The 25,783-nt window shown below is 38.6% G+C and carries 24 protein-coding genes; 17 read left to right on the top strand and 7 right to left on the bottom strand.

Translation table 11 applies throughout. The annotated features are described in order from the left end of the window. Positions 1–92: 92 nt before the first annotated feature. From bshB1 to NU09_RS05530, 3 genes are all read right to left on the bottom strand, one after another. Positions 93–809, bottom strand: coding sequence for a bacillithiol biosynthesis deacetylase BshB1 (gene bshB1, locus NU09_RS05540; RefSeq protein ID WP_129750265.1), 717 nt, complete (start codon positions 807–809; stop codon positions 93–95). Between the two features lie 237 nt (positions 810–1,046). Beyond that, positions 1,047–2,108 (bottom strand): isochorismate synthase, encoded by a 1,062-nt coding sequence (locus NU09_RS05535; RefSeq protein WP_129750264.1) that lies wholly within the window; start codon positions 2,106–2,108, stop codon positions 1,047–1,049. An 81-nt stretch (positions 2,109–2,189) separates the two neighbouring features. Beyond that, on the bottom strand, positions 2,190–2,615 hold the full coding sequence (locus NU09_RS05530) for a hotdog fold thioesterase (RefSeq protein ID WP_129750263.1): 426 nt from the start codon (positions 2,613–2,615) through the stop codon (positions 2,190–2,192). A gap of 135 nt (positions 2,616–2,750) precedes the next feature. Here NU09_RS05530 and NU09_RS05525 point away from each other — a divergent pair, with 135 nt between their 5' ends. From NU09_RS05525 to lpxD, 5 genes are all read left to right on the top strand, one after another. Further along, a complete protein-coding gene (locus NU09_RS05525; protein ID WP_129750262.1) occupies positions 2,751–3,206 on the top strand; it encodes an HAD domain-containing protein in 456 nt (151 codons plus the stop codon). A 101-nt stretch (positions 3,207–3,307) separates the two neighbouring features. Continuing rightward, on the top strand, positions 3,308–4,864 hold the full coding sequence (locus tag NU09_RS05520) for a hypothetical protein (RefSeq protein WP_129750261.1): 1,557 nt from the start codon (positions 3,308–3,310) through the stop codon (positions 4,862–4,864). Between the two features lie 67 nt (positions 4,865–4,931). Further along, positions 4,932–5,576, top strand: coding sequence for a DUF1579 domain-containing protein (locus NU09_RS05515; RefSeq protein ID WP_129750260.1), 645 nt, complete (start codon positions 4,932–4,934; stop codon positions 5,574–5,576). A 209-nt stretch (positions 5,577–5,785) separates the two neighbouring features. Next, on the top strand, positions 5,786–6,130 hold the full coding sequence (locus NU09_RS05510) for a hypothetical protein (protein WP_129750259.1): 345 nt from the start codon (positions 5,786–5,788) through the stop codon (positions 6,128–6,130). A gap of 202 nt (positions 6,131–6,332) precedes the next feature. Continuing rightward, positions 6,333–7,322, top strand: a complete 990-nt coding sequence (lpxD, locus tag NU09_RS05505) for a UDP-3-O-(3-hydroxymyristoyl)glucosamine N-acyltransferase (protein ID WP_129750258.1) — start codon at positions 6,333–6,335, stop codon at positions 7,320–7,322. On the opposite strand, the gene NU09_RS05500 is transcribed toward lpxD, so the two are convergent. Next, entirely contained in the window at positions 7,323–8,075 is a 753-nt protein-coding gene (locus NU09_RS05500; protein ID WP_129750257.1) for an NYN domain-containing protein, read from the bottom strand. Between the two features lie 294 nt (positions 8,076–8,369). Here NU09_RS05500 and NU09_RS05495 point away from each other — a divergent pair, with 294 nt between their 5' ends. After that, positions 8,370–8,579, top strand: a complete 210-nt coding sequence (locus NU09_RS05495; RefSeq protein ID WP_129750256.1) for a hypothetical protein — start codon at positions 8,370–8,372, stop codon at positions 8,577–8,579. 4 nt (positions 8,580–8,583) lie between these two features. Here NU09_RS05495 and NU09_RS05490 read toward each other — a convergent pair whose 3' ends face one another. After that, positions 8,584–9,084: a hypothetical protein gene (locus tag NU09_RS05490; protein WP_129750255.1), complete on the bottom strand. Its 501-nt coding sequence runs from the start codon at positions 9,082–9,084 to the stop codon at positions 8,584–8,586. A gap of 28 nt (positions 9,085–9,112) precedes the next feature. Then, positions 9,113–9,892, bottom strand: coding sequence for a hypothetical protein (locus tag NU09_RS05485; RefSeq protein WP_129750254.1), 780 nt, complete (start codon positions 9,890–9,892; stop codon positions 9,113–9,115). A gap of 276 nt (positions 9,893–10,168) precedes the next feature. On the opposite strand from NU09_RS05485, the gene purL reads away from it, so the two are divergent. The 5 genes from purL (at position 10,169) to NU09_RS05460 (ending at position 17,239) form a co-directional block, all read left to right on the top strand. Continuing rightward, positions 10,169–13,831 (top strand): phosphoribosylformylglycinamidine synthase, encoded by a 3,663-nt coding sequence (gene purL, locus NU09_RS05480; RefSeq protein WP_129750253.1) that lies wholly within the window; start codon positions 10,169–10,171, stop codon positions 13,829–13,831. Positions 13,832–13,955: 124 nt separating this feature from the next. Continuing rightward, on the top strand, positions 13,956–14,495 hold the full coding sequence (locus NU09_RS05475; protein WP_129750252.1) for a hypothetical protein: 540 nt from the start codon (positions 13,956–13,958) through the stop codon (positions 14,493–14,495). A gap of 149 nt (positions 14,496–14,644) precedes the next feature. Next, entirely contained in the window at positions 14,645–15,718 is a 1,074-nt protein-coding gene (locus NU09_RS05470; RefSeq protein ID WP_129750251.1) for a DNA-binding protein, read from the top strand. Position 15,719: 1 nt separating this feature from the next. Beyond that, positions 15,720–16,208 (top strand): type II toxin-antitoxin system death-on-curing family toxin, encoded by a 489-nt coding sequence (locus NU09_RS05465; RefSeq protein ID WP_129750250.1) that lies wholly within the window; start codon positions 15,720–15,722, stop codon positions 16,206–16,208. Between the two features lie 233 nt (positions 16,209–16,441). Continuing rightward, on the top strand, positions 16,442–17,239 hold the full coding sequence (locus tag NU09_RS05460; protein WP_129750249.1) for a hypothetical protein: 798 nt from the start codon (positions 16,442–16,444) through the stop codon (positions 17,237–17,239). Between the two features lie 557 nt (positions 17,240–17,796). Here NU09_RS05460 and glmM read toward each other — a convergent pair. Continuing rightward, entirely contained in the window at positions 17,797–19,185 is a 1,389-nt protein-coding gene (gene glmM / locus NU09_RS05455) for a phosphoglucosamine mutase (protein ID WP_129750248.1), read from the bottom strand. A 163-nt stretch (positions 19,186–19,348) separates the two neighbouring features. Here glmM and NU09_RS05450 point away from each other — a divergent pair, with 163 nt between their 5' ends. The 6 genes from NU09_RS05450 (at position 19,349) to NU09_RS05425 (ending at position 25,372) form a co-directional block, all read left to right on the top strand. Beyond that, entirely contained in the window at positions 19,349–19,939 is a 591-nt protein-coding gene (locus NU09_RS05450) for an ACP phosphodiesterase (RefSeq protein ID WP_129750247.1), read from the top strand. Further along, positions 19,936–20,601: a DNA alkylation repair protein gene (locus NU09_RS05445; protein ID WP_129750246.1), complete on the top strand. Its 666-nt coding sequence runs from the start codon at positions 19,936–19,938 to the stop codon at positions 20,599–20,601. The genes NU09_RS05450 and NU09_RS05445 overlap by 4 nt, the downstream gene beginning before the upstream one ends. Positions 20,602–20,675: 74 nt before the next feature. Next, on the top strand, positions 20,676–22,496 hold the full coding sequence (locus tag NU09_RS05440; protein WP_129750245.1) for a chloride channel protein: 1,821 nt from the start codon (positions 20,676–20,678) through the stop codon (positions 22,494–22,496). 118 nt (positions 22,497–22,614) lie between these two features. After that, the gene (locus tag NU09_RS05435) at positions 22,615–23,175 is read left to right on the top strand and encodes a hypothetical protein (RefSeq protein ID WP_129750244.1); all 561 of its coding nucleotides are present in this window, start codon (positions 22,615–22,617) and stop codon (positions 23,173–23,175) included. Positions 23,176–23,508: 333 nt separating this feature from the next. Then, positions 23,509–24,783 (top strand): chloride channel protein, encoded by a 1,275-nt coding sequence (locus NU09_RS05430; protein WP_129750243.1) that lies wholly within the window; start codon positions 23,509–23,511, stop codon positions 24,781–24,783. Beyond that, entirely contained in the window at positions 24,773–25,372 is a 600-nt protein-coding gene (locus NU09_RS05425; RefSeq protein ID WP_129750344.1) for an HPP family protein, read from the top strand. The genes NU09_RS05430 and NU09_RS05425 overlap by 11 nt, the downstream gene beginning before the upstream one ends. Positions 25,373–25,783 lie beyond the last annotated feature (411 nt).

The raw sequence follows: 25,783 nt of genomic DNA, 5'->3' as shown, positions 1-25,783 counted from the left end.
CTATATCTGTATTTATACGAAATAACATACTTTTATAACAAAGGATAAGTTTCACATTAATTACACTTTAAATACAGTGAGTGAAACTCTTTTTATACCAAATCACTTAAGCTATTGACAGCCACATACCTTTCTACAGTAAAGCCTTCGGCATATTCGCTGTTTATTAGCCTTCCCAGGTCCTGCGCGCGGTACAAAATGCTTTCTTTAAAGTTTTTTGTAGCTATTGGCGTAACCGGTTCACTGCTGTTCGGGTCATAAAACTGCGACTTGTATGCCATAAGCGAAGCCACTTTTGTATCCATAAATCCGGTAACATCCACTACAAAATCGGGAGTAAGGTTTTTCCACTGTATGTAGTGGTATACCAGTTTTGGCCTATAAGCCTGTTGCGGTTCTCCGTCAAGCTGTGTTTCGATCTTGCGCAGCCCCGAAAGGAAACAAGCATCGCTAACCAGCTTACTGCCCTTACCGTGGTCTATATGTCGGTCGTCTATCGCGTTGCATATTACTATTTCCGGCTGGTACTTGCGTATCATTTTTATAACCTCAACCTGGTGTTTTTCGTCGTTTACAAAAAAGCCATCGCGAAAACGCAGGTTCTCCCTAACGGAAACACCCAGAATTTTAGCGGCTTCGGCAGCTTCCTCATCACGAATTTCGGCCGTACCGCGTGTACCCAGTTCGCCACGGGTTAAGTCTACAATACCAACAGTTTTACCAAGGGAAATTTCTTTTGCTATGGTCGCCCCACAGCTTAGCTCCACATCATCGGGATGGGCACCAAAAACAAGTATATCGAGTTTCATTTATCTTTAGTTGCAAAGTTTTAAAGTGCAAAGATACAGAGTTTGGTTTATATAGAGGGTGTTAGGTTCTTAGTAACTTAGATACTTAGCATGACACACCTTTGCACCTCTTTATTTAGATTTCTCCACTTCACTGCGTTTCGGTCGAAATGGAAAAGAGATTGTTTCGTGCTTCGCAATGACTACGCTTTGGCTTGACAGGCACCTCAAGAGGGGAACAGAAAAACTGAACACTAATTAAAGTACCCTTCGCATGGTCATGCTCTTATTAACCGTTTCAAAAAACTCCTTTTCGGGGTTACTGTCTTTTGTAATGCCGCAGCCTATAAACAACTGTGCTACATTGCCGTTTACCTTCATGCAGCGCAGATTAACAAACAGGTCGGTTTGGGCCTGTTTACCTGTAGCAAAATCATGGTTTATCTCACCCAGAAACCCCGAATAATACTCGCGGTTATAGCCTTCGTTTTGGAGTATAAACTGTTTAGCTTCGGTTTTTGGGAGTCCGCATACGGCTGGTGTCGGATGCAGGGTTTGCAGCACCTCCTTTAAATGAGATGCATCTTTTAACTCTGCCGAAATATCGGTTTTAATATGTACCAAATTGCCCGCCCTAAACGTATAAGGCTGTGTAGTGGTAATTTGGCTGGTATAAGGTTTAAGTTCGTTAAGTATAAAATCCGTTACAAACTGCTGCTCTTCCTTCTCCTTGTTTTCCCATACGGCTTCCTCCCCTTCCTTATAAAGCTGAGTACCCGCAAGGGCTACAGTATGTATGGTATGGTTTTGTGCCTTTAAAAGCTGTTCTGGCGTTGCGCCCATCCATAAGCCTGCTTTTGGGTGGAAAAAGCAATACTTAAAAGCATTAGGGTAAGCATACAGCAGGTTTTGGTATACTTTGGTAATATCTGTCACCGTAAGTTGAGCTATCTCACTCCTGGACGCTACCAGCTTCCCGAACTTCCCTGTGTTTATAGCATTAACGCAATTGGTTACCAAAGCTTCAAACTTAGACTTGGCATCTGCATCTATACCTACGGGAACAGGTTCCGCAGGCGCAAAGCCGTTGGCTTCTACTGTTACCGAAATAACATCGCTGTCCACTGCAGGAATAAACAGGTACTCATCGCCCTCAAACGGTGCAAATACAAATCCTTTACGAGTAAAATCGGTTAGGTAATGCGTTTGGCTGTCTGCCTGAAATATTCCGGTTACCACACTGCTGCCCGGCTTGCTGTATACCGCAAAGGGACGCTGTTCCTGCAACTGGTTTTGTATTTTTAAGAGTAGGTCGGTCATATTGTATGCTCTTAAGACTAAAAGATAACAGACGAAAGACTTAAGACTTTCTATGTTCTATTATCTTAATGTCTAAAAAAATTATCGTTTCCTTGGTAATATCATGTTTGTAATCTTGCAAAGCGATATAAGCCTGCCCTTCTCATCGGTTATCTTAACCTCCCAAAGGTGAAGGCTTCTCCCCTTGTGTACTATTCTTGCGGTTCCGGTTACTACACCGTCGCGCTTGGCACGCACATGGTTTGCGCTAATTTCTATTCCCCTTGCCTCCTGAATTTCAGGGTTTACAAACAATAACGAAGCGGCACTGCCCACACTTTCTGCCAATGCTACCGTGGCTCCGCCATGCAATAACCCCATAGGCTGATGTACGCGGGAGTTAACAGGCATTTTTGCTTCCAGAAAATCTTCGCCGGCATCGGTATATACAATTTCAAGGGTTTCCATTAAGGTGTTTTTCGCAAAATCGTTGCACATTTTAAGTGCCTTTTCTTTATCAAATGCCATGTATTGTTTTTTAGGAGTGTAAAGTTAAGGAAAGTTACAGAGTTGCTAAATACTATTTTAAATGATGAATTTTAAATTTTGAATGGAGGCTTACTATTTGGAAATAAAATTCAGCATCTTGATTATATTTACAAAATGTTAGTGCTTTTAGACATAGACGGTGTTATGTTACATGCATCTCCCTGGAAAAAGGTTGAAATGCTTGAAGACGGTTTTTCAGCTTTTAGCAAAGAAGCAGTAAAAAGCCTTAATAAGATACTTGAAGAAACTAAAGCATCTATAATATTAACCACATCTCATAAGTATTTATATTCCATCAAACAATGGGAAGAAATGTTTGAACTGCGTGGTATTACGGCTTCAATTACACGATTAGAAGAAACAAAACTATCATCCCGTAAAGAAGAGGTTTTGTACTGGATTAATAATAACCCGAAAATTGACAACTATGTAATCATTGATGATGACAAGTCATTAAACGGATTGCCTCCAGAGTATAAAGAACGACTAGTCATTACCAACTCAATAACAGGTCTTACAATGGAATACGCCGATAAGGCAATAAGCATCCTAAAAAGTCACCAGCTTTAAAAACTATTCCCTACAAACTAAATCACTATTTTCCCCGTTAACTATTCAGCTGTTTTTTTACTTTTCAAATTAATGGCTACTTTTACCAAAAATTGTTATTTATGCGCTATAGCTTTCTGTTGCTTGTATTTGGGATATTTGCCGTTTCGCTTACTTCATGCCGAAATGATTTTGAATTTGAGCCAAACCCGGGCGGACTCGAGTTTTCTAAAGATACAGTGTACCTTGATACCGTGTTTACAAACATTGGCTCCAGCACTTATACCCTAAAAGTATACAACCGAAGCGATAAGGATATTAAAATACCTACCCTGCAACTGGCACAGGGCAACGACTCTAAGTACCGACTGATGGTAGACGGTATGCCGGGACGTGTATTTAACGATGTGGAACTGCTGGCTAAAGACAGTATGTTTATTTTTATTGAAACCACAATAGACTACACCGAGTTTACCAATAACGAAAATACTTTTTTATATACCGATCATATTGAGTTTCACAGCACACAGTCGGCTCCGCAAAAAGTGGAACTGGTTACACTGGTTCAGGATGCTATATTCCTGTTCCCACAGCGTAATGACGAAGGCCAGTATGAAAGTATCCCAATAAGCGAAGAAGACGACACCCAGATATACGGTTTTAACCTTGATGAAACCGAAAACGGCAACGAACTTATATGGACCAATACCAAACCGTATGTAGTGTACGGATATGGCGCAGTACCTCCGGGTAAGACACTTACCGTTAATCCGGGTGCAAGGGTACATTTCCATGCTAATTCGGGTCTTATAGTGCGTAACGGCGCTAACATGAATATAGGAAGCCCAACCGACCCCGCAACAGAAGCGAATCAGGTAATTTTTGAAGGCGACAGGCTGGAGCCTGATTTTGCCGATATACCTGGACAATGGGGTGCTATATGGCTGCAGGAAGGCAGTACATCCAACTTTAATAATGCCATAATTAAAAACAATACGGTAGGTATTTTAATGGAAGGCAATAACGGTACGCCACAGGCACTTCGCCTTAGAAATGTACATTTATACAATTCCAGCAATGTAGGATTACTGTCACGCAACGGTACTATTTATGGCGAAAACGTAGTAATCAACATGGCAGGGCAGGCATCGTTTGCCGCTACACTGGGAGGTTTTTACAGCTTTAAGCATTGTACCTTTGCCAACTACTTTAACAGCTTTAACCAGGTTCCGGTACTTATAAGCGATTATCAGGAAACCGAAGAGGCAATATTGGTAAATAACCTTACCGCAACTTTTGACAACTGTATACTTTACGGTACCTCAAACTTTGGTTTCCTTTTAGACCGTGTGGGCGAACTGCCGTTTGAATATAAATTCAATAACTGCTTTATTAAGTTTATAGACAGTACCAACCGTTTTACAGATAATCCTATGTACAACTTTGGTAATCAGTTATTGTTTAACGGATGTAGAATAGCACAAAATTCTACAACTTATAAACCGTTTTTTGAAGATCCTTCCAATAATAAACTGAACATCAGTGATGAGTCGGCAGCAAACGGATTGGGCAATACCTCTACGGCTGCACAGGTTCCGTTTGATATTGTTAATACAACACGAAACACTACAGCTCCCGATGCCGGAGCATACGAAAGTGCTGCTTTCTCTGAAGATTGATAAATTCTTAGTTTACCTATACTTTTTTTTCATAAATTTGTTATACAAACCACAAATTCAAACAATTATGAAAAAAATCTATGTTACGCTTTCAGCTGTTGCGCTATGCCTTACTTCGTGTAAAAAGGAAGAAAAAATGGACAATGGAGATGCCGTTGTGAATGACACGGTTAAAACCGAAGAACCTGCTCCGCAAATGGCCATGGACTCTGCCGCAATGGCTCAGGCATGGGAAGCTTACATGACTCCCGGAGACATGCACAAACTTATGACCGATGAAGAAGGCAAATGGAATTGTGATATGACTTTTTGGATGGGTCCTGATGCTCCTGCCGAAAAACAAACTGCCGGCTGCGAAATTGAAATGATACTTGGCGGACGTTACCAAAAATCTACCTACAGCGGCGATATGATGGGTATGCCGTTTGAAGGAATTGCCACATTAGCTTTTGATAATGCAAGCAATGAATTTACTTCTACCTGGATAGACAATATGGGTACAGGTATGATGGTACTTAAGGGTACTTACAATGGTAATACCCGCACTACAACTCTTGAAGGAAGTGCTGTAGACCCAGCGACTAAACAGCCAAAGAAAATTCGCGAAATCTATGAAATCGTAGACGAAAACACCCGTAAAATGCAGATGTTTGAAACCCCTAAAGGAGGTAGCGAATATAAAAGTATGGAGCTGGTATTGACCAGAAAATAATTTTTTTAGAATTATTCCCCCGAATAATTTTATATCCCCAATCCCGCCTCTTCAGGCGGGATTTTTTTTACCACCTGTAAATCAGCACAATATGTGGCTTTAACACAAAATCGACGAAATACATATTATAGCTGTCGAATAACACTATCTGTTTTAACATTTTTTAACATTTGTTGGTTAAATTTACGATACCCAAATCACTACCAACCATGAACACAGGAATGTCCTTTTTATTTCTGTGCAGAAAAATGTATTTTGACGGCTATACTCCTTCTAACGAAAGGATTTATACAAATGCAAACTATATTAGTCTGTGCAGTTTAGCCCGTGAACTTATTTCCCGACGGGGGAACGAAGGCTTTGCGCTCTATTTTAAAGAAAACCAATACCTTGTTGACTTATGGTCAGCACACTTTATACTTGAGTTTGGTCACCCAAATGCCTGTATGAAAGCACAGGCACTAGAGGTTATAAACCGGTATGCCCATATGCCTTATAAAGTAAAACTCGCACAGGAAGAAAAAGACTGGCTACGGGAGCACGGCTATGTTTAGCGTATATATATCCTGTAATATATTTTAAAAATTAACGTAAAAATTTATAGTTATTTAAAAATATTATATGTTAATTTGGCGTTTTACTAAATTCCACACCCTAATATTAATCTGCAGTTTTAAAAAATAACCGGACAGAAGCTGCCTCTCCACTTATAATTTTTCTGTACCAAGCACTGTAGGATATAATACCACTTTTTACATGAACACATACACATTACAACAGATAAACGCTGTTATTAACGGCGTTATAGAAGGCAGCACAACAAATACAATTAATTCGCCCGAACAACTGGAACTGGCACAAGCCAACCAGATTACTTTTATAGGTAATAAAAAATATGAGAAACTTTGGCAGGATTCTAAAGCATCTGTTGCTGTGGTGAATGATGACATAGCGATTGCTCCCGGAGATAACAGGGCTTTTATTAAGGTAAAGAATGCCGATTTAGCCATGTCTCAGGTGTTGGAGCTTTTTGCCCCTGCCCCTCCCGTTTTTGAAGAAGATATACATCCAAGTGCCATAATACATGCTACGGCCGTTATTGGCAACGGAGTAAAAATAGGTGCCGGTACTTATATAGGTGCCAATACCACAATACAGGATAATGCAGTAATTTACCCTAACGTTACCATACTGGACGATTGTAAAATAGGTACTAATACCGTTATATGGTCGGGTACGGTAATAAGGGAGCGTTGCTCTATAGGCAGCCACACCATATTACACCCTAACTGCACTATAGGTGCCGATGGGTTTGGTTTTAGGCAGTGCCCTCAACAGGGACTGGCAAAAGTACCTCAAATAGGCAATGTGGTTATAGGTAACAGGGTAGAAATAGGATCGGGCTCTTGTGTAGACAGGGGTAAATTCAGCTCTACTATTATAGGTGACGGCTGTAAGATTGACAACCTTGTACAAATAGGCCACAACAGTGTTATGGGACGTTTTTGTATTATGGCAGGAAACAGTGGCCTTGCAGGATCTGTTACACTAGGTGACGGTGTAGTTATTGGCGGAAGCGCTTCTATTAAAGACCACGTAACCATAGGCAGCGGTGCTACTGTAGGTGCGGGATCGGGTGTTACATGTGATGTGGCTCCGGGCAAAACCGTATTAGGCTACCCGGCAGTAGAAGGAAGACTTGCCCTAAAACAATGGGCCATACTTAAAAAGATGGCTACCTCGTAGCTATCTCCTTCCCTTTTTCTTTTTAACCAACGGATGATTAAGTCCGTTTACCACATTTTTCAGAATCTCGTATTTAGGGAGGTTTTGAAACAGCTGTGTAAGCGTTTTATAGCCAAAAGCCCTGGGGTCAAAACTGGGGTCAATTTTCCTTAGGTTAGAACCTATGGTGGCTATATAAGCCTCCTCATCCTCATTAATAGAGATATCAAAAGCCTTATCTATTAGGGCTGTACTTATGGCGGGTTTCGGCTTTAGCCTTGATTTTGCTTTGGCTGTAGCCGTTTTAACCTCTTCTTCATGCTCTTCCTCTTCAATTTCGGTGGCAATGTTTTCGGTATAGGTAAATATCTCACACGACTGTACAAAGGCAACAGGCGTTTTCTTTTGCCCTATTCCCATAACAAATACACCCCCTTCACGTATCCTTTTTGCCAGCCCGGTATAATCGCTGTCGCTTGATACAATACAAAAACCCTCTACGTTTTTACTGTGCAGTATATCCATAGCATCAATAATCAGCGAACTGTCGGTTGAGTTCTTGCCCGATGTATAAGCAAATTTTTGTACAGGATTGAACGACTGCTGGTTTATCACTTCTTTCCATCCGTTCATTTGCGGAGTGGTCCAGTCGCCATATATTCTTCTTATAGTTGCCTTACCGTATTTTGACACCTCTTCTATAATAGCCTGTATCAGTTTCGGCTGGGCATTATCGCCGTCTATAAGCACGGCTATATTAAACTTGTTATCCATATTATTTATTGGTTGATTAAGCAGTATTTAACGGAATAACATATTTATCCGTAAACAATACTTCAATAAAGATAGGTAACATATATGGGTTTACTGCTGTTTATCACAAAGTTTTCGTTATATGATAATAAGACGAATGTTATACACTATAAATCAACTAAATAGCTTACATTTGTAGTAATCCTGAATCTTAAATGATAGTTTTGTTAGGCATACGATTAAGAAAAAACTATCGTGAGACGGCATACTCTACAAATTTGCTTTAACCCCACTACTTTTTTAAAGCAACTTATCATGAAAATTAAAATCTCAATTTTATCTATCTCTATTTTAGGAGTAATCCTTAGTCTGTATACCCTTATTGCAGGAGTAACCTATTCGCAAACCCTTAATAACTGGATTCATTTCAGTCTCCTTATTATTTTACTTTTAATAAGTATTATAGGAATACTGCTAAATTTTGAAGGCATTAGCATTTACCGAAACCGTGTAAGGTTTAGGTAGGTTGTTATATAGTTATATTGTGGGGAACTAAAACCGAATTACTTTCATTATTTGGGTCAACAAATATTTTTATTTTATCGCCCGATTCTTTATCCATGAGTAAATAATTCTTTGAAAAAGTATTTCCATATACTATTTGTTCATTAGACACGTCATAATGATAAGTAACCCTTATTCCTTTATTGGGAAAAACAGCTATTGTATCAATTTCTGCATCCCTTACAATGCCTGTTTTATACAAATTATATGTTTTAAGAGATTTTCTTCCTCCAATAAAAGCTATAAAAATTCCCCATAAAACAGTCCCTAAACCTATCAATATAGGAATATAAATATTTTGGTTAAAGTGTTTTATGCTGGTAATTATAATCACTATTAAAGTAAAAAATAAAAACACTAAAGAAAAAGCTATGAACAAGAGACCAAAATAAAATACTATACTATTATAAATATTAGTATGTAAAATTTTAAAGAATACAGAAAGCTTAATTTTTCTTTTATTCATTATAAGTATGGGGTAAATAGTTGTTTTACTAATACTTCCTCATCAAATACTTAGGAGAAAGGTACGATTTGGTTTCATCATCAGCAGATACATATATACTCACGGTATCATTCACTGCATTATTGGCTAAAAAACCAATTGGGGCTGTAGCGTGCCCCAGTAGTTTATTTCCGTTTTTAGAAAGATAATGGTAATCTACAGACGCTTTTCTGGTAACAGCGGCAGTAATAAGCACTCCAGAAGAAACAGGCATCAAAGCATAGATTTGGGCTTCACGCTCTGTTCCGTTTTTGTAAATCCTGTATACTTTAAGCGCCGGCAGTATTCCTATCATAAGCATAATTATTCCTGCAAGCGGAAAAGGGAAAAAAGCCTTAAACCCCGGAAATATAAAAGCAAAGGGCTCTAAACCAACAATAGCCGACTGGCCGTTGTATACTTTTATTTTCACTTTTTTATGCATGTTAGAAAACATATTATCCTGTTTATGCAAATCAAGAGTTTCAAATTTATCATACACCTTTTTTCCGTTATCATCATAAGAATAGGAAATTAAAACAGGGTGCTGTTTATTATAAGTAACATTCTTTTTTACCGTAATCTTGTTTATTACAGCTTCTTTTTCAATTCCCTTTTCATATATAAGCTCGTGATTATATTTTTTGTGAGCGTCTGCCAAAGAAGGAAGTATTAAGCTTAATGGCAGAAAAACAAAAATACCTAAAGCTGTAAATGCTAAACCCAGCCAAAACAGTTTATTACCTTTTACAAGATTAAAAAATACCGGGAAACCTAGTTTATTTTGCATGTGGTGTGTTTGAAGGATACGAAAATAAAGATTCTTTAAAAACATACAAAGCCCAGGAACAAAATACAACACACTCTTTGCTGAGATTGCCAAAGCCTGCCACGCTTAGCGAGGTCGTTCCTATTCGCAATGACAGAAAACCCACAGCTTAAAACGCTGTGACTACCCTACTCCAAATCAACAAATAACCAAATGCACAAATAGGCATTTATGGTATTGCCAGTTATGGAAAATTAGATTAATTTTGCACTTTCAACAACGTAACTACTTTTTCTAATGATCCATTTCTTCGGAAACCAGACGAATACCGTATTTGCAGTACAATCGCAAAACGAACTTTCTACAGAGGATATTTCAAAACTGAACTGGCTTTTTGGCAACGCACATAAAATAGAGAAATCCGTACTGACGGATTTTTTTGTTGGCCCGAGAGCTACCATGATCACTCCATGGAGTACCAATGCCGTTGAGATTACCCAAAACATGGGTATTGAGGGTATTGTGAGGATTGAAGAGTTTGAAAAAACTACAGAAGACAACACTGATTTTGACCCTATGCTTTCGCAAAAGTATAACGGACTTAACCAGGAGATTTACACCATAAACATACAGCCGGAACCAATACTTGAGGTTAACGATATTGCTGCTTACAACGAAAAAGAAGGACTGGCACTTAGCCCTGATGAGGTAGAATACCTTAGAGGACTTTCTGAAAAACTGGGACGTAACCTAACCGACTCTGAAGTGTTTGGTTTCTCTCAGGTAAACTCAGAGCACTGCCGCCACAAAATATTTAACGGTACGTTTGTAATAGACGGTGAGGAAAAACCATCATCTCTATTCAAACTTATCAAGAAAACATCTCAGGAAAACCCTAACGACATCGTTTCGGCTTATAAGGACAACGTAGCCTTTATAAAAGGGCCACGCGTACAGCAGTTTGCTCCTAAAACAGCAGACAAGCCCGATTTTTATGACGTTAAGGAATTTGACTCGGTTATATCGATTAAAGCGGAAACGCACAACTTCCCTACTACTGTAGAGCCATTTAACGGTGCTGCAACAGGTAGTGGTGGTGAAATTCGCGACAGGCTGGCTGGCGGACAGGGTTCGCTTCCGTTAGCAGGTACAGCGGTATACATGACCTCTTACTCCCGCCTTGAAGAAAACCGCCCTTGGGAAAACGGTATGGACGAGCGCAAATGGCTTTACCAAACCCCAATGGACATCCTTATAAAAGCATCTAACGGTGCATCTGACTTTGGTAACAAATTCGGACAGCCGCTTATATCGGGTTCGGTACTAACATTCGAGCACGAAGAAGATGCACGCAAACTTGGTTTCGATAAAGTTATCATGCTTGCAGGAGGTATTGGTTACGGTAAAGAAAGTCAGTCTAAAAAACAAAAGCCGCAAACTGGCGACAAAGTAGTTATACTAGGTGGTGAAAACTACCGCATTGGTATGGGTGGTGCAGCAGTATCATCTGCCGATACGGGAGAGTTCAGTTCAGGTATCGAGCTTAATGCCATACAGCGTTCTAACCCTGAAATGCAAAAACGTGCTGCAAACGCCGTGAGAGGCCTTGTAGAGAGCGACAACAACCCAATTGTTTCCATTCACGATCACGGTGCGGGCGGACACCTGAACTGTTTGAGTGAACTTGTTGAGGAAACAGGAGGTAAAATAGATTTAGACAAACTGCCTGTGGGTGACCCTACCCTTTCGGCTAAAGAAATAATAGGTAATGAGTCGCAGGAACGTATGGGACTTGTTATCGGACAAAAAGATCTTGACACCCTTAAGCGTATTGCCGATCGTGAGCGTTCGCCAATGTATGCTGTGGGTGATGTAACGGGAGACCACCGTTTTACGTTTGAGTCGGCTACAACAGGTGCTAAGCCAATGGACTTTGCCCTTGAGGATATGTTTGGTTCATCGCCTAAAACGATCATGACCGACAAAACGGTTAAAACAAAATATACTAACCCTGAGTACTCTGAGAATAACATTCACAGTTACCTTAATCAGGTGCTTCAGCTTGAGGCTGTAGCATGTAAAGACTGGTTAACTAACAAGGTAGACCGTTGTGTGGGCGGACGCGTTGCTAAACAGCAAACCGCAGGACCTATACAATTACCACTTAACAACGTGGGTGTTATGGCGCTGGACTTTGCAGGTAAAGAAGGTATTGCAACCTCTATAGGCCACTCGCCTGTTGCTGCCCTTGCCGATGCTGCTGCCGGTAGCCGTACCGCAATTGCAGAAGCCTTAAGTAACATTGTTTGGGCTCCGATGAAAGACGGACTTAAGAGTGTATCGCTTTCGGCAAACTGGATGTGGGCTTGTAAAAACGAAGGTGAAGATGCAAGGCTATATGAAGCTGTAGAGGCATGTAGCAACTTTGCAATAGAGCTGGGCATTAATATCCCTACCGGTAAAGACTCTTTATCAATGAAACAAAAGTATCCTAACGGCGATGTTATCGCCCCTGGTACTGTAATTATATCGGCTGCAGGTAACTGTAACGACATTAACAAAGTAGTAGAGCCTGTACTTAAGAGAAACGGCGGAAACATCTACTACATTAACCTGTCGGGTGATGCATTTAAGCTTGGAGGTTCGTCATTCGCACAGGTGCTTAATAAAGTAGGTAACGATGTTCCTACCATTAAGGATGCTGCCAAATTTAAAACGGCTTTCAATACCATTCAGGAGCTTATAAGAAACGGTAAAATTGCTGCCGGACACGATATAGGCAGTGGTGGTTTAATTACTACGCTTCTTGAAATGAGCTTTGCTGAGGTTAACCTTGGTGCTGAATATGACCTTACTGCCCTTAACGAGGCAGACACGGTTAAAGCCCTGTTTAACGAGAACATTGCCCTTGTTATTCAGGCAGATGCAGCTGTTGAGGCAGAACTTGCTAAAAACGGTGTAAACTTTACCCTTATAGGTAAACCAATGGAAGGACCTGTAGTGACCGTTAAAAACGGCGACTGTAACCTTACTTTTGACGTTACCGAAACTAGAGATACATGGTACAGGACTTCTTACCTGTTAGACCAGAAACAAAGTGGAAAAGTAAAAGCGCAGGAGCGTTTTGATAATTATAAAAACCAACCGCTTACTTACAGCTTCCCTAGCCATTTTAATGGTAAAAAGGTAGCTGTAGACAGCAGCAAACCAAGGCCAAAAGCAGCCATTATACGTGAAAAGGGTTCAAACTCAGAGCGTGAAATGGCAAATGCTATGTACCTTGCCGGATTTGATGTTAAGGACGTTCACATGACCGACCTTATCTCCGGCCGTGAAACACTTGAAGACATTCAGTTTATTGGTGCTGTAGGTGGTTTCTCTAACTCAGATGTACTTGGTTCGGCAAAAGGATGGGCTGGTGCTTTCCTTTACAACGAAAAGGCTAAAACAGCTTTAGAGAACTTCTTTAAGCGTGAAGATACACTATCGGTAGGTATTTGTAACGGTTGTCAGTTATTCATTGAGCTTGGGCTTATAAACCCTGATCACGAGAACAAACCGAAAATGCTTCACAATGACAGTCACAAACACGAAAGTGCGTTTACATCGGTTACCGTACAGGAAAACAACTCGGTTATGTTATCTACCCTTGCGGGAAGTACACTGGGTGTATGGATTTCGCACGGTGAAGGTAAGTTTAGCATGCCGTATGCAGAAACAGAATACAACATTGTGGCTAAGTACGGTTACAACGGCTACCCTGCCAACCCTAACGGTTCAAGCTTTGATGTAGCTATGATGGCAAGCAACGACGGTCGTCACCTGGTAATGATGCCACACATTGAGCGTTCTATGTTCCAGTGGAACTGGGCTTACTACCCGGAAGGACGCCAGGATGAGGTTACACCTTGGCACGAAGCGTTTGTTAATGCACGTAAGTGGATTGAGAACAGAAAATAAGACGTTTAGAATATAGACGCTAGATAATAGACAAAAGCCCCGCATGTTGCGGGGCTTTTTTTATGGGGTTGTGTTAAAATATTTGTTAAATTAGTAGACCTAACAACATTAAACGCCTTATCATATGGAAAATTTAAAATTAGATGGTTTTTTAAATATTCTTTTTGGCTCCACACAAGAAACCATAAAAGAAAAAATAAAAGACAGAGATGGAATTATTGACACAGAAAACAGTAATGAAGAACATCTATTATATAATAATGTAAAGTTTGCCGGATATAATACAGAATTGATAATCTTTTTATTTTATGAAAATCAATTCGCCAAAGCATCCATTTATATAAAACCTAGTTTGGAAAGCAGGGTAATTGAGACTTACAGAAGTATTTGTAACGATTTAAACAATAAATACTACACAACTGATAAAGATTTTGAAACATACGATTATCCTTATGAACAAAATGATGGACATACAGAAACAGCTATAACAATAGGAAAAGCTGAATTTAGCTGCTTTTGGAATTTTAATGCTGGTGATAAGGAAGATAATTATATATCAGTAATAATAAATGAATTCCTTGAAATACAAATAACATATGAAAATGGATATTTGAATAATCTACTAGTTAATAAGAACAAAGAAAAGGACTCTCAAGACTATTAAAAAATATCATTTTATCTTTGCATCATTTAGGTTATACACTTATTATTAATTACAACATAAAACGTATAACACTGTAAATATGACAATTAATCTATTAATTGCTTATATAAAATAATTCATCTACTTTTGATATAACAAATACTTATACTGTGGTAAAAGATCTGACAAGCTCAAATATAGATAGAAAAAATATCTTAAATAATAATATTGTAATTCAAGAGGTATATCAGCAAGTTGGCTTTTTAGGAATTAAATTTGAAGGTAAATATAGATTTACTAAAACTCAAATTTCAAATTTCTTCGAGGTAGACAATAGAACTATAGACAGAATACTTGAAAATAATAAAGAAGAAATACAACAAAATGGATATGAGTTATATAGTGGAAATAAACTTAAATTATTTAAAGATGAAATATTTAGTTTAATTAATCAAGAAACACATGTCCACGACAAAAATGTCGTAAACATAATAAAGTTAAAAGAAGAATTTGAAGCATTAAATAAAACACCTCAATTAGGAGTATTTACTTATAAAGCATTTTTAAATATTGGAATGCTATTATCTAATTCAGAGAATGCACAAAAATTAAGATCATTAATTTTAGATATTGTTATTGACGTTCTAAATAAAAGACTGGGAGGAAAAACTAAATATATTAATCAACGAGAAGAAGATTTTTTGCCAAGTGCTATAAGAGAGTATAATTATAGACAAGAATTTACTAATGCATTAGACTTCTATATAACAACAAATAAATTTAAGTACAGTCAATTAACTGATAAAATTTACAAAAGTATATTTAAAGGAAACTCAAAAGAATATAGACAAATTTTAAATTTAAGTACAAAAGAAAGTGTAAGAAATACTATGTATTCTGAAGTTTTAGATTTAATAGCCGCTTATGAAAATGGATTTGCAAATTTCTTAAAGCAAAGACATGATAGTTTAGAGCGTAAATTATCTTTATCAGAATCACTTTTACTTTTTTCAGAGTTTGAAAAATCAATGCAAGCATTTATAGAACCTTTAAGAGAAAAAGCACGCAGCATAATGGCTAGTCGAGATTTAGCATTCAGAGATGCTCTTCATGAAAAATTAAAAGAGTATATAGATGAAGTGAGTTCTGAGGATTTTGAAAAGTTTTTAGGAGAACGCAGCATGGATTTAGAAAAAAGACTAGAAGACAATAAAGAGGTTTTCAAAAGACTAAAAGAAAGATAGCATGATACTTAATTATTTTGATGCTAATTACGTTATATCAATTCATGAAAAAATACTTGATTTATCAGGAGGCACAAAAGGTGTGAAAAATTTTGGAAATATTGACAGTCCTTTAAACCACATTCAAAATGATGATTATTATCCTACATTTGAAGATAAGCTGACCCATCTAGTGTTCTGTCTAAATAAATTTCATGCATTTAATGACGGTAATAAAAGAACATCTATAGCTATTGGTGCTTTCTTTTTAGAAGTTAATGGTTTAGAAATGTTCGTTGATAAGTTCATCATTGAAATGGAAAATATAGCAGTAACAGTTGCTGATAATATTATAGATAAAGAATTATTATACGAAATTATTTTTTCTGTAATAAATGACACAGATTACAATGAAGAACTAAAATTAAAGATAGTTAATGCTTTAGAGAAAGTCAATATTGATTATGAGAATCTTAATATTGGCCCAGAATTCTATAAAGAATTTTTCTAATTTTAAAATCTCATACCAACTCTTTTTTATATTGTAACCGCGACCAGATACAAAACGGTAAACTTAATAGATTGCCACGTCATGCCTCCTTGCAACGAGAGAAATCATAATTAATAGAGATTGCCACATCATATCTCCAAACAATTACTAAAAGAGTAGTAAAAAGCATTCTGGTTTACGGGACTTTTTGTATCAAAACAAACAATATATTTGCATCATATTAAACCAATACAATGAAACCTAATTTCACCTTACTGCTGTTATTATTTACTACTGTTTCCTTTTCACAGGGCAAAACCTTTTTAGATTTTAGAAACGAGTCTACCGCTATCTATCCTGGTTGCGAAGATGCAGAAAACAGGGAAGACTGTTATCGTGAAAAAGTAGGCGGGCTTATACTCAAAGAAATAAACACATCTAATACTGCAAAACCTCTTGGCGTAGAAGAGTTTTCGGTTAAAGTTACCATATATAGTAAGGCTTCCGGCGAAGCTCCTTTTAAGGCAGAATCCGACAATGAGAGAATTAAAGGGCTGGCTGTAGCAGCTTTGGAAAAACTACCTGTCATAACTCCAAATACCGACTTTAGCGGTAATCCCATATCCTCTACTTACGGTTTTTATGTTAAGTTTAAAAAGAACAACAGCACAAAACAATATGAGCAGGTAACTAAGAGCACAACCGAAGAAATGAAGAAAAAGCCGCATCCCTTCCCTATGGTGATTGAGCATGCTCATTTTAAGAACTGCCCTGCCGAAGATGAATTTGTAACCACCTGTTTTAAGGATAAATTGAGCAGTTGGATTAAAAAAGAAATGGGAAAAGATTTAAACAGCCTGAAAGGTACTAAAGCAAAAATAAAACTGGCTATAGACATACAGGGAAATGTTTCTGTAAAAAGTATAGAAGCCGATTCAGTTAAGCTTAAAGCAGCTTTAGAAAAGGTTTTTATTAAATTCCCTAAAATGGAACCCGCCGTTGTTAATGGTCAAATTTCGGTTATGGCCTATGATATGCCATTAAGTTTTTAGTCATTCACCTTCTTATATACAGCCCTGCAACTTGCAGGGCTTTTTTGTTATAACCTCTACAGTATTCAAACCTATAACCTTCATAGAGATTGCCACGTCGTACCTCCTCGCAAGGACACACCCCTTAGCCCCTCTCAAGAGGGGAATCAGTAACACGCAACAGAGAACATTAGAGTGAAGCTCCGGCATTAAACGCCGTGCCTTTTTCGTTCTTTTGTGGCAGGACAAAAGGACAGAACAAAATCTCGAGATGTCTCCACTTCGTTGCACTTCGGTCGACATGGAACAACATCCGAATGTAAATAGATTGCCGCTCTTCATTACATTTCACTCGCAATGACTGATACACCCCTTGCCCCTCTCAAGAGGGGAACTCGTAACACGCAACAGGAAAACGTCAGAGTAAGAATCTTTAAATATTTAAATTTTCAATCATTAAATAATAAAAAGAAAAAGCCTTCCGAAATGGAAGGCTCTATATTTAAAACAGATTGCTTCGTACCTCGCAATGACAAGCGAAGTCTCACGTCTATTATCTATTATCTGAAAATCTTAATTTAAATTCCCGCTACCTGCTTAATCTCGTCTATAATCCTAACGGCAAGGGCATCGGCTTTATCCTGACCTTTTGCTTCGGTATAAATCCTGATAATAGGCTCAGTGTTCGATTTTCTAAGGTGTACCCACTCTTCTGCAAAGTCAATTTTCACACCATCTATGGTAGAGATATCCTCGCTAGCATATTTGGTAGCCATAGCCTCTAAAATAGCGTCTACGTTAATTTGCGGCGTAAGCTCAATTTTGTTCTTACTCATGTAGTATTGCGGATAAGAAGCCCTAAGCGCAGCAACGCTCATTTTCTTTTCGGCAAGGTAAGTTAAGAACAAAGCCACACCCACCAGTGAATCGCGGCCATAATGAAGCTCAGGGTAAATGATACCACCATTACCTTCGCCACCTATAATAGCGTTGTTCTTTTTCATTAGTTCCACCACGTTCACCTCTCCTACTGCGCTTGCCTCATAGCTTCCGCCATGTTTTTCGGTTATATCCCTAAGCGCACGGGAAGATGACATATTACTCACGGTGTTACCCGGTGTTTTGCTCAGTACATAGTCGGCAACCGCAACAAGGGTGTACTCCTCGCCAAACATTTCGCCATCGTCGCTAATAAATGCCAAACGGTCTACATCGGGATCTACCACTATACCAAAGTGTGCCTTTTCCTTAACTACAAGTTCGCAAATATCGCCCAGGTGCTCTTTTAACGGCTCCGGGTTGTGAGGGAAATGTCCGTTAGGCTCGCAGTACAGCTTTACAACCTCTACCCCCATCTGCTCAAGCAGGTTAGGAATAATAACCCCACCCGATGAGTTAACACCGTCTACCACTACCTTAAATTTGGCAGCCTTAACAGCCTCAACATCCACAAGCGGAAGGTTAAGCACCTCATCAATATGAATATCCATAAACGCATCGTTTGATGTTATTTCGCCCAGGTTGTCCACATCGGCAAAATCAAACGCCTCGCTTTCGGCAATCTCAAGTATTTTGGCACCATCGGCACCACTAAGAAACTCCCCTTTTTCGTTAAGCAGTTTTAAGGCATTCCATTGTTTAGGGTTGTGGCTTGCGGTAAGTATAATACCACCGTCGGCCTTTTCCTGCGGAACGGCAACCTCAACCGTAGGCGTAGTGGAAAGATCTAAGTCTACCACATCTATACCTAAGCCCACAAGGGTATTCATTACAAGGCTGTGAATCATTGGGCCTGATATACGTGCATCGCGGCCTATTACTACAGTAAGTTTTTCTTTATTGCTTTGGCTCTTTAGCCATGTACCGTATGCAGAAGCAAATTTTACGGCATCTACTGGTGTCAGGTTATCTCCGGTTTTTCCTCCTATCGTCCCCCTAATACCTGATATCGATTTAATTAACGTCATTTTTTAAAAATTAGTTAGCGGGTTGTTTTTTCAGTCACAAATATAATAATGCATTTTCGTTAACAGTTTATCAAAATCATAAAAAACGTTAACAAAATAGGATTATTCCGCCATTGTGCTTTTTGGTATTTGCCAACACAAAACTTATCGCTAAATTGTGCCTATGAACTTTTTGGCACACATATACCTTTCGGGCGATAACGATCTGGTTAAGATTGGCAATTTTATGGCCGATAATATTCCGGGTAACAAATACGAACATTTTCCGCCGGATGTGCAAAAAGGAATACTACTGCATCGTGCCATAGACAGTTATACCGATGCCCACCCCGTTTTCAGGAAAGGCACAAAAAGACTGCACCCCGTGTATCATCATTATGCCGGAGTGATTATGGATATGTTTTACGATCATTTCCTTGCCAAGAACTGGGCCAGCTATAGCAGTACTCCGTTAGAAGAATATACACTGGGCTTTTACCATATACTGGAGGCCAACTACGACATACTTACCGAAAAGACCAAAGGCATGATGCCTTATATGATAACCTATAACTGGCTGGCAAGCTATGCTTCGCTGGAAGGTATTGAGCGTATACTCACTCAAATGGACAATAGGACCAAAAACAGGTCGGGTATGCGGAACTCGGTTAAGGAACTTAAGGAACACTACGCTGTTTTTGAAAAGGAATTCGCAGAATTTTTCGCAGATTTGCAAAATCATGTAAAAGAAAAATCGGCCGAACTGGAAATATGAATTTCATAGACGAACTTACCTTTGGCTTTAAAGCCAATGCCAATGCTGAAAACGCAAAGTACATGCAGGACTACATGAGGGGCCTGTTTACTTTTTATGGCTTAAAGACAAACGACAGAAGGGCAATTTTTAAGGAAGCCTGCCTTAACCATAAACAGGAAATAAAAACCTCCTGCCGCGATATAGCCCTTAAACTCTATGAAGCGGAAAAAAGGGAGTATCACTATTGTGCCATAGAAGTGCTTATAAAAGAGCTTAAAAAGAAGTTCGTGAAAGATGACATTGTTCTTATTGAACATCTTATAGTTACCCACTCATGGTGGGATAGCGTAGATACTATTTCCAAATATCTTTTGGGAGTTTACCTGCAGCAGTTTCCGGAAGAGACTGAGAGCGTTATAAACCGTTTTTCCGACAGCGATAACATGTGGCTTAACCGAAGTGCCATTATTTTCCAGCTGGGTTATAAAAAAGATACTATTGAGGATATACTTTTTGCCCAAAGCGTGAAACATAAACACAGTAATGAGTTTTTTATACAAAAGGCTATTGGCTGGGCACTAAGAGAGTACGGAAAAACCAATCCGCAGGCCGTTAGGGATTTCGTAACAAAAGCCAGCCTAAAGCCCCTGAGTGCTAGAGAAGCGTTAAAAAATTTATGATTTAGACCTAAATAATTTACAAATGCAGTACCTTAGCATTTTTAAATTCTCAATCTAAATAGTAGTAGTAAGCAATGCCCAAAAGAACAATTTCTAAAATCAGATTATTCTTCAGAAATAACTTTAGGCGTCTTGAAACCCTGTTCTTTTTACTGAAAAGCCTTTTATCCGAAAGGCACTTTATTTACCTTTCGTGTGTTTTGGTTTCCATCTCCACTGGGTTTGCGGTAATTATACTTAAAGGGTTTGCCCACAACGTTTTCCGTTTTGCTACTTATGTAAACAGTTACCTAAAGCTGCCCTATATTAACAGTATTCTGCCTGTAGTGGGTATAGTTCTAACGGTATGGGTAGTACGCAAGGTGCTTAACAATAAAATTGAGAAAGGAAGCTCGCGCATACTTTATGCCGTAGCAAAAAAAGGAGGCATAATCCCCAGGGCACAAATGTATGCCCAGATACTTACCAGTTCCCTAACCGTAGGTTTAGGAGGATCGGCAGGACTTGAGTCGCCCATCACCATAACAGGTGCGGCTTTTGGGTCTAACTTTGCACAAAAATACAAGCTGTCTAAAAAAGACAGGATACTCCTTTTGGCCTGTGGTGTGGCTGCCGGTATAGCCGCAGCGTTTAACGCCCCTATTGCCGGGGTGCTTTTTGCCATAGAGGTTGTACTTACTGATGTTACCATCACGGCCTTTATTCCTATTATGATATCGGCAGCGACAGGTGCGCTTATCTCTACCATTGTACTTAACGAAGAGGTATTACTAACTTTCCCTAAAGAACAGTCTTTTGATTACCATAACATACATTACTATGTACTGCTGGGCATACTGGCAGGTTTTGTATCGCTGTACCACGCGCGTACCTTCCAGCGAATAGAAGAGCATTTTGCCCGTACTAAAATGGGACAGTACCGCAAGGCATTATACGGTGCCATTCCGCTTGCGTTTCTTATATTCCTGTTCCCAACACTTTTTGGTGAGGGTTATGAGAGTATCAAGATACTTTCAGGCCAGCATCCTGAAGTTATTATGAACAATACCCTTGTGGATGAATTTAAAGACAATGCCTGGATACTATTACTTTTTGCAGGTATAACCATGATGCTAAAGGTGTTTGCTACGGGACTTACGCTTTCCTGCGGTGGTAACGGAGGTAACTTTGCCCCTTCCCTGTTTGTAGGGTCTTACCTGGGCTTTTTTGTGGCCAAAATAATAAACCTCACCGGACTTGATAAAGACCTGCCTGTAGGCAACTTTACCATAGTAGGTATGGCGGGTATTTTGAGCGGACTTTTCCATGCGCCGCTAACGGCAATATTCCTTATCGGGGAGATTACCGGAGGCTACAGCCTTATGCTTCCGCTTATGATAGTATCGTCTATCAGTTTTGCGGTATCCAAACAGTTTGAGGTTCACTCTATGGACGTGAAACACCTTGCCGAAACAGGTGAAGTATTTACATCTGACAAAGACCGAAACGTACTTAATTCTATAGACATCCTTGATATTATTAAAACCGATGTTCCTACCCTGTTACCTACACAAACTCCGGATGATGTGGTACAGCTGCTTACCTCTACAAACGAAAGCCTTTTTGCTGTTGTAGACGAAAAGAAACGACTGGTGGGTATAATCGATTTTAATGCCATAAGGCATATAATATTCAGTCCGTTTAAGATAAAATATTCCAAACTGGAAGAGCTTATGGCCCCTGCCACTGAAACGGTATCACTGGAAGATTCGGTAGAAATGATTATGGATAAGCTTGAAGCCTCAAAAGCCGACTACCTCCCTATACTTAAGGACGATAAGTTTTATGGCTTTGTTCAAAAATCAAGAATACTTCACGACTACAGGGAGAAGCATATTGAAATGATTATTGAGTAGAGCTCAGTCAGTAGGCAGTTTAAAAACAGCAGAGTGTCATGTCGACCGGAGGGAGACATCTTAATTTGTTATTTATAATTAATTAGAGATCTGTCCGTTTAGACTTAAAACATAAACAATGAAAAACACCTTACTACAAATTTTTCTTGTTATACAGATATGCATTTTATCAGTCGGCTGTTCTCAAACCATATATAAAAATGCTACCAGATATGACTTTATGCTTTTCAATCTAGAAATGTCTACTGATTATTATGGTGTTTATGAACAAGTAGCTAATGAAATTAACAGCTTTAGAAATGCCAGTAACGATATTGACATAATAGAAATTAAATCAATTAATGGCTGTTTTGATACTACTACTGAATATAAACGAATATGGTTAGCCAACAATAAACTTAACGGAATTCATAACGGAAAAGAAATGTTTTTTACTGCCGATGATGCTGCCAGGTTTGAAACTATATTTGAAAATATTTCAACCGATCACATTTATATATCAAATCCGTTTAATCGTTCTACTCTTCATATTAGAGACACCTATTATATTAAGGTTAAAGGAGAAGATACATACACCTTCTCTTTAGACAGTAATCTTAAACAAACTGCAACAGCAGGAAGGGAAGAGCTTTTTAAGTATGCACTTTACATTAATAATCTTAATGCAGATAGTTTTTAATTGGTTATATAAAATAGATTGCTTCATTCTTCGCAAAGACAGAATCAGATATTAACAGCAGAGTGAAGCTATGGCCTTTGGCTCTGTGGCGTTAAGAAAATTATGAATAAGACGTTAAAAAGCATTCGCTGTTTGAGCCAAAGGCGAGTTCGAATGGTTTAGCCGAATGAAATGATTTTTAGCCTAAGGAGTCACAGCCTTGAATTTTTGGTTCTTTTGTTTCAAGACAAAAGAATAATGTTAAACTAATCCTAAGCTTATTTTAAACTCTTTTATCTTTGTTTACATACCATTTGCTGCTTACTTTTGCATAAATTTTTTATCTCATAACTTATGAAGAATAAAAGAAAGCAATATGTAATTACTACATGGCAAAAACTAATAATAGCATCACTGCTTGTAGGTTTTTTAGCAGGAGCACTTTCCATAAGCCTGAAGCATATAACTGAACATTTTGAAGCCAGCCTATTTGAAAAAACCCTTATCAATAAATTATACCTGCTTGTATTTCCTTTAATAGGGCTTTCGGTTATATATTTCTTAAGGCATTACCTTTTTAAAAAGAAAGAGAATAAAGGCATAAAAGAAGTTTTTGAAAGCACACAATCAGGAAAAAATCTGGCTGCTTATAAAATCCCTTCCCATTTTGTAAACGGACTTATTACAGTAGGTTTTGGAGGATCGACAGGTATAGAAGTCTCTACTGTGGTTTCTACGGCAGCAATAGGGAATATAGCGCACAAAAAAGAACGATTTTTAAGAAAATACAAAAATGAACTTATCTGCGCTGGTATAGCGGCAGGTATTACCGCATTGTTTTCCAGTCCGTTAGCAGGTATATTATTCGCTTATGAAGTAATTACCAAAAAGATGTCTAAATCATTTGTTATTGCAACAGGACTTTCGGTAACAGTTGCTTACAGCTTATTGCTCCTTATGAACGAGCCCCCTCTTTTTAAAGTTGCCATACCACTCTGGAAATGGAAGGCAATACCTTACTTTATTGTTTTAGGTATTATTGCCGGATTAAACTCTGTATACCTTACTAAATGTGTATTGGTTATTAAAAAACTGTTTTCAGCAGTAAAAAAGCAATCTTATAAAATTATGGTGGGGGCTTTATCATTAAGCATTGTCCTGCTTATATTACCTCAGTTATATGGGGATGGCTATCATGCCATAAAAGAAAATTTAGAATCAGCCAATACCTTGTTATTCACATTGCCTGTTGCGCTATTGCTTTTAGGCATTATTGTAATGAAGCCCATAATAACTTCTATTACATTAGGCGCAGGCGGAGATGGTGGCGTTTTTGCACCCAGCATTTTTATAGGTGCTTTTTTAGGGCTTTTAGTGGCTTTGCTGGTTAATACATTTTTACATGAAGATATCATACCTCTTAATTTTATGATTGTAGGCATGGCAGCTATGCTAAGCGCCAGTATACATGCTCCGTTAACGGCATTGTTTCTGGTATGCGGTGTGGTAAACGATTATACATTGTTTTTCCCTCTGCTTATAGTTTGTTATGTGGCAAAAATCACTTCAAAAATGATTTGCCCGTATAATGTGTATACTTATAAAGAAAAAACTGCACATGCCCGTTAAACGAATTAAACGTACCTACCGTAAAACACGGTATGTTTTATACAGAGAAACCTTAGTAGACTTTAAAGAACACTTTTGGGCTTTTATAGGGTCGTTTATAGGGTTAGGTATAATAGCTTATTTACAGTACGGACTGATGCCTGAAAAGGAGCTTGTATTTTTGATAGGATCTTTTGGGGCATCCTGCGTTTTGGTTTATGGAGTTATAGAAAGTCCGCTGGCACAACCCCGAAACTTAATTGGCGGACATATTATATCTGCCATAATTGGGGTAACGGTACAAAAAATATTCCCCGACCTGCTATGGGTAGCTGCCCCGCTTGCAGTATCGTTATCTATCGTAGTGATGCAAATAACCAAAACACTACATCCGCCCGGTGGCGCTACAGCACTTATAGGCGCAACCGCTTCTCCGCAAATAAAGGCTTTGGGGTATATGTATGTCCTTTCGCCTGTGCTGTCGGGATGTTTAATATTGCTTGCTATAGCCTTGATCTTTAACAACCTTACCCCATACAGAAAGTATCCTTCGCACACAGCCAGAAAAAGATACAAACAGATATACAGGAGATTTAAGACGAAGTTTTAGATTTTAAGACAATAGATGATAGACGCAAGACTGTCATTGCGAGCGGAATGCAATGGAGCGTAGCAATCTGTTCAAGCTTATAGATTGCTTCGTCGCGCCTCCCCGCAATGATAGAATCAGATATTAACAGGAGAGTGAAGCTATGGCATTTGGCTCTGTGGCGTAAAGAAAATTATGAATGAGGCGTTAAAAGCATTCGCTGTTTGAGCCAAAGGCGAGTTCGAATGGTTTAGCCGAATGAAATGATTTTTAGCCTAAGGAGTCACAGCCGTAGTCACGCTACAGCGTGATGGTTCTTTTGTTTCAAGACAAAAGAATAGTTCCTAATTTAGATTGCTTCGCAGGCTCGCAATGACAGTAAGTCTCAAATCTCATATCTATTATCTAAAATCCTGCTCAAAATCTAACACA

It is taken from the genome of Flavobacterium beibuense (genome assembly GCF_004151245.1).
Taxonomy (GTDB): domain Bacteria; phylum Bacteroidota; class Bacteroidia; order Flavobacteriales; family Flavobacteriaceae; genus Flavobacterium; species Flavobacterium beibuense_A.
This window is presented reverse-complemented; position numbering and strand designations above follow the sequence as displayed.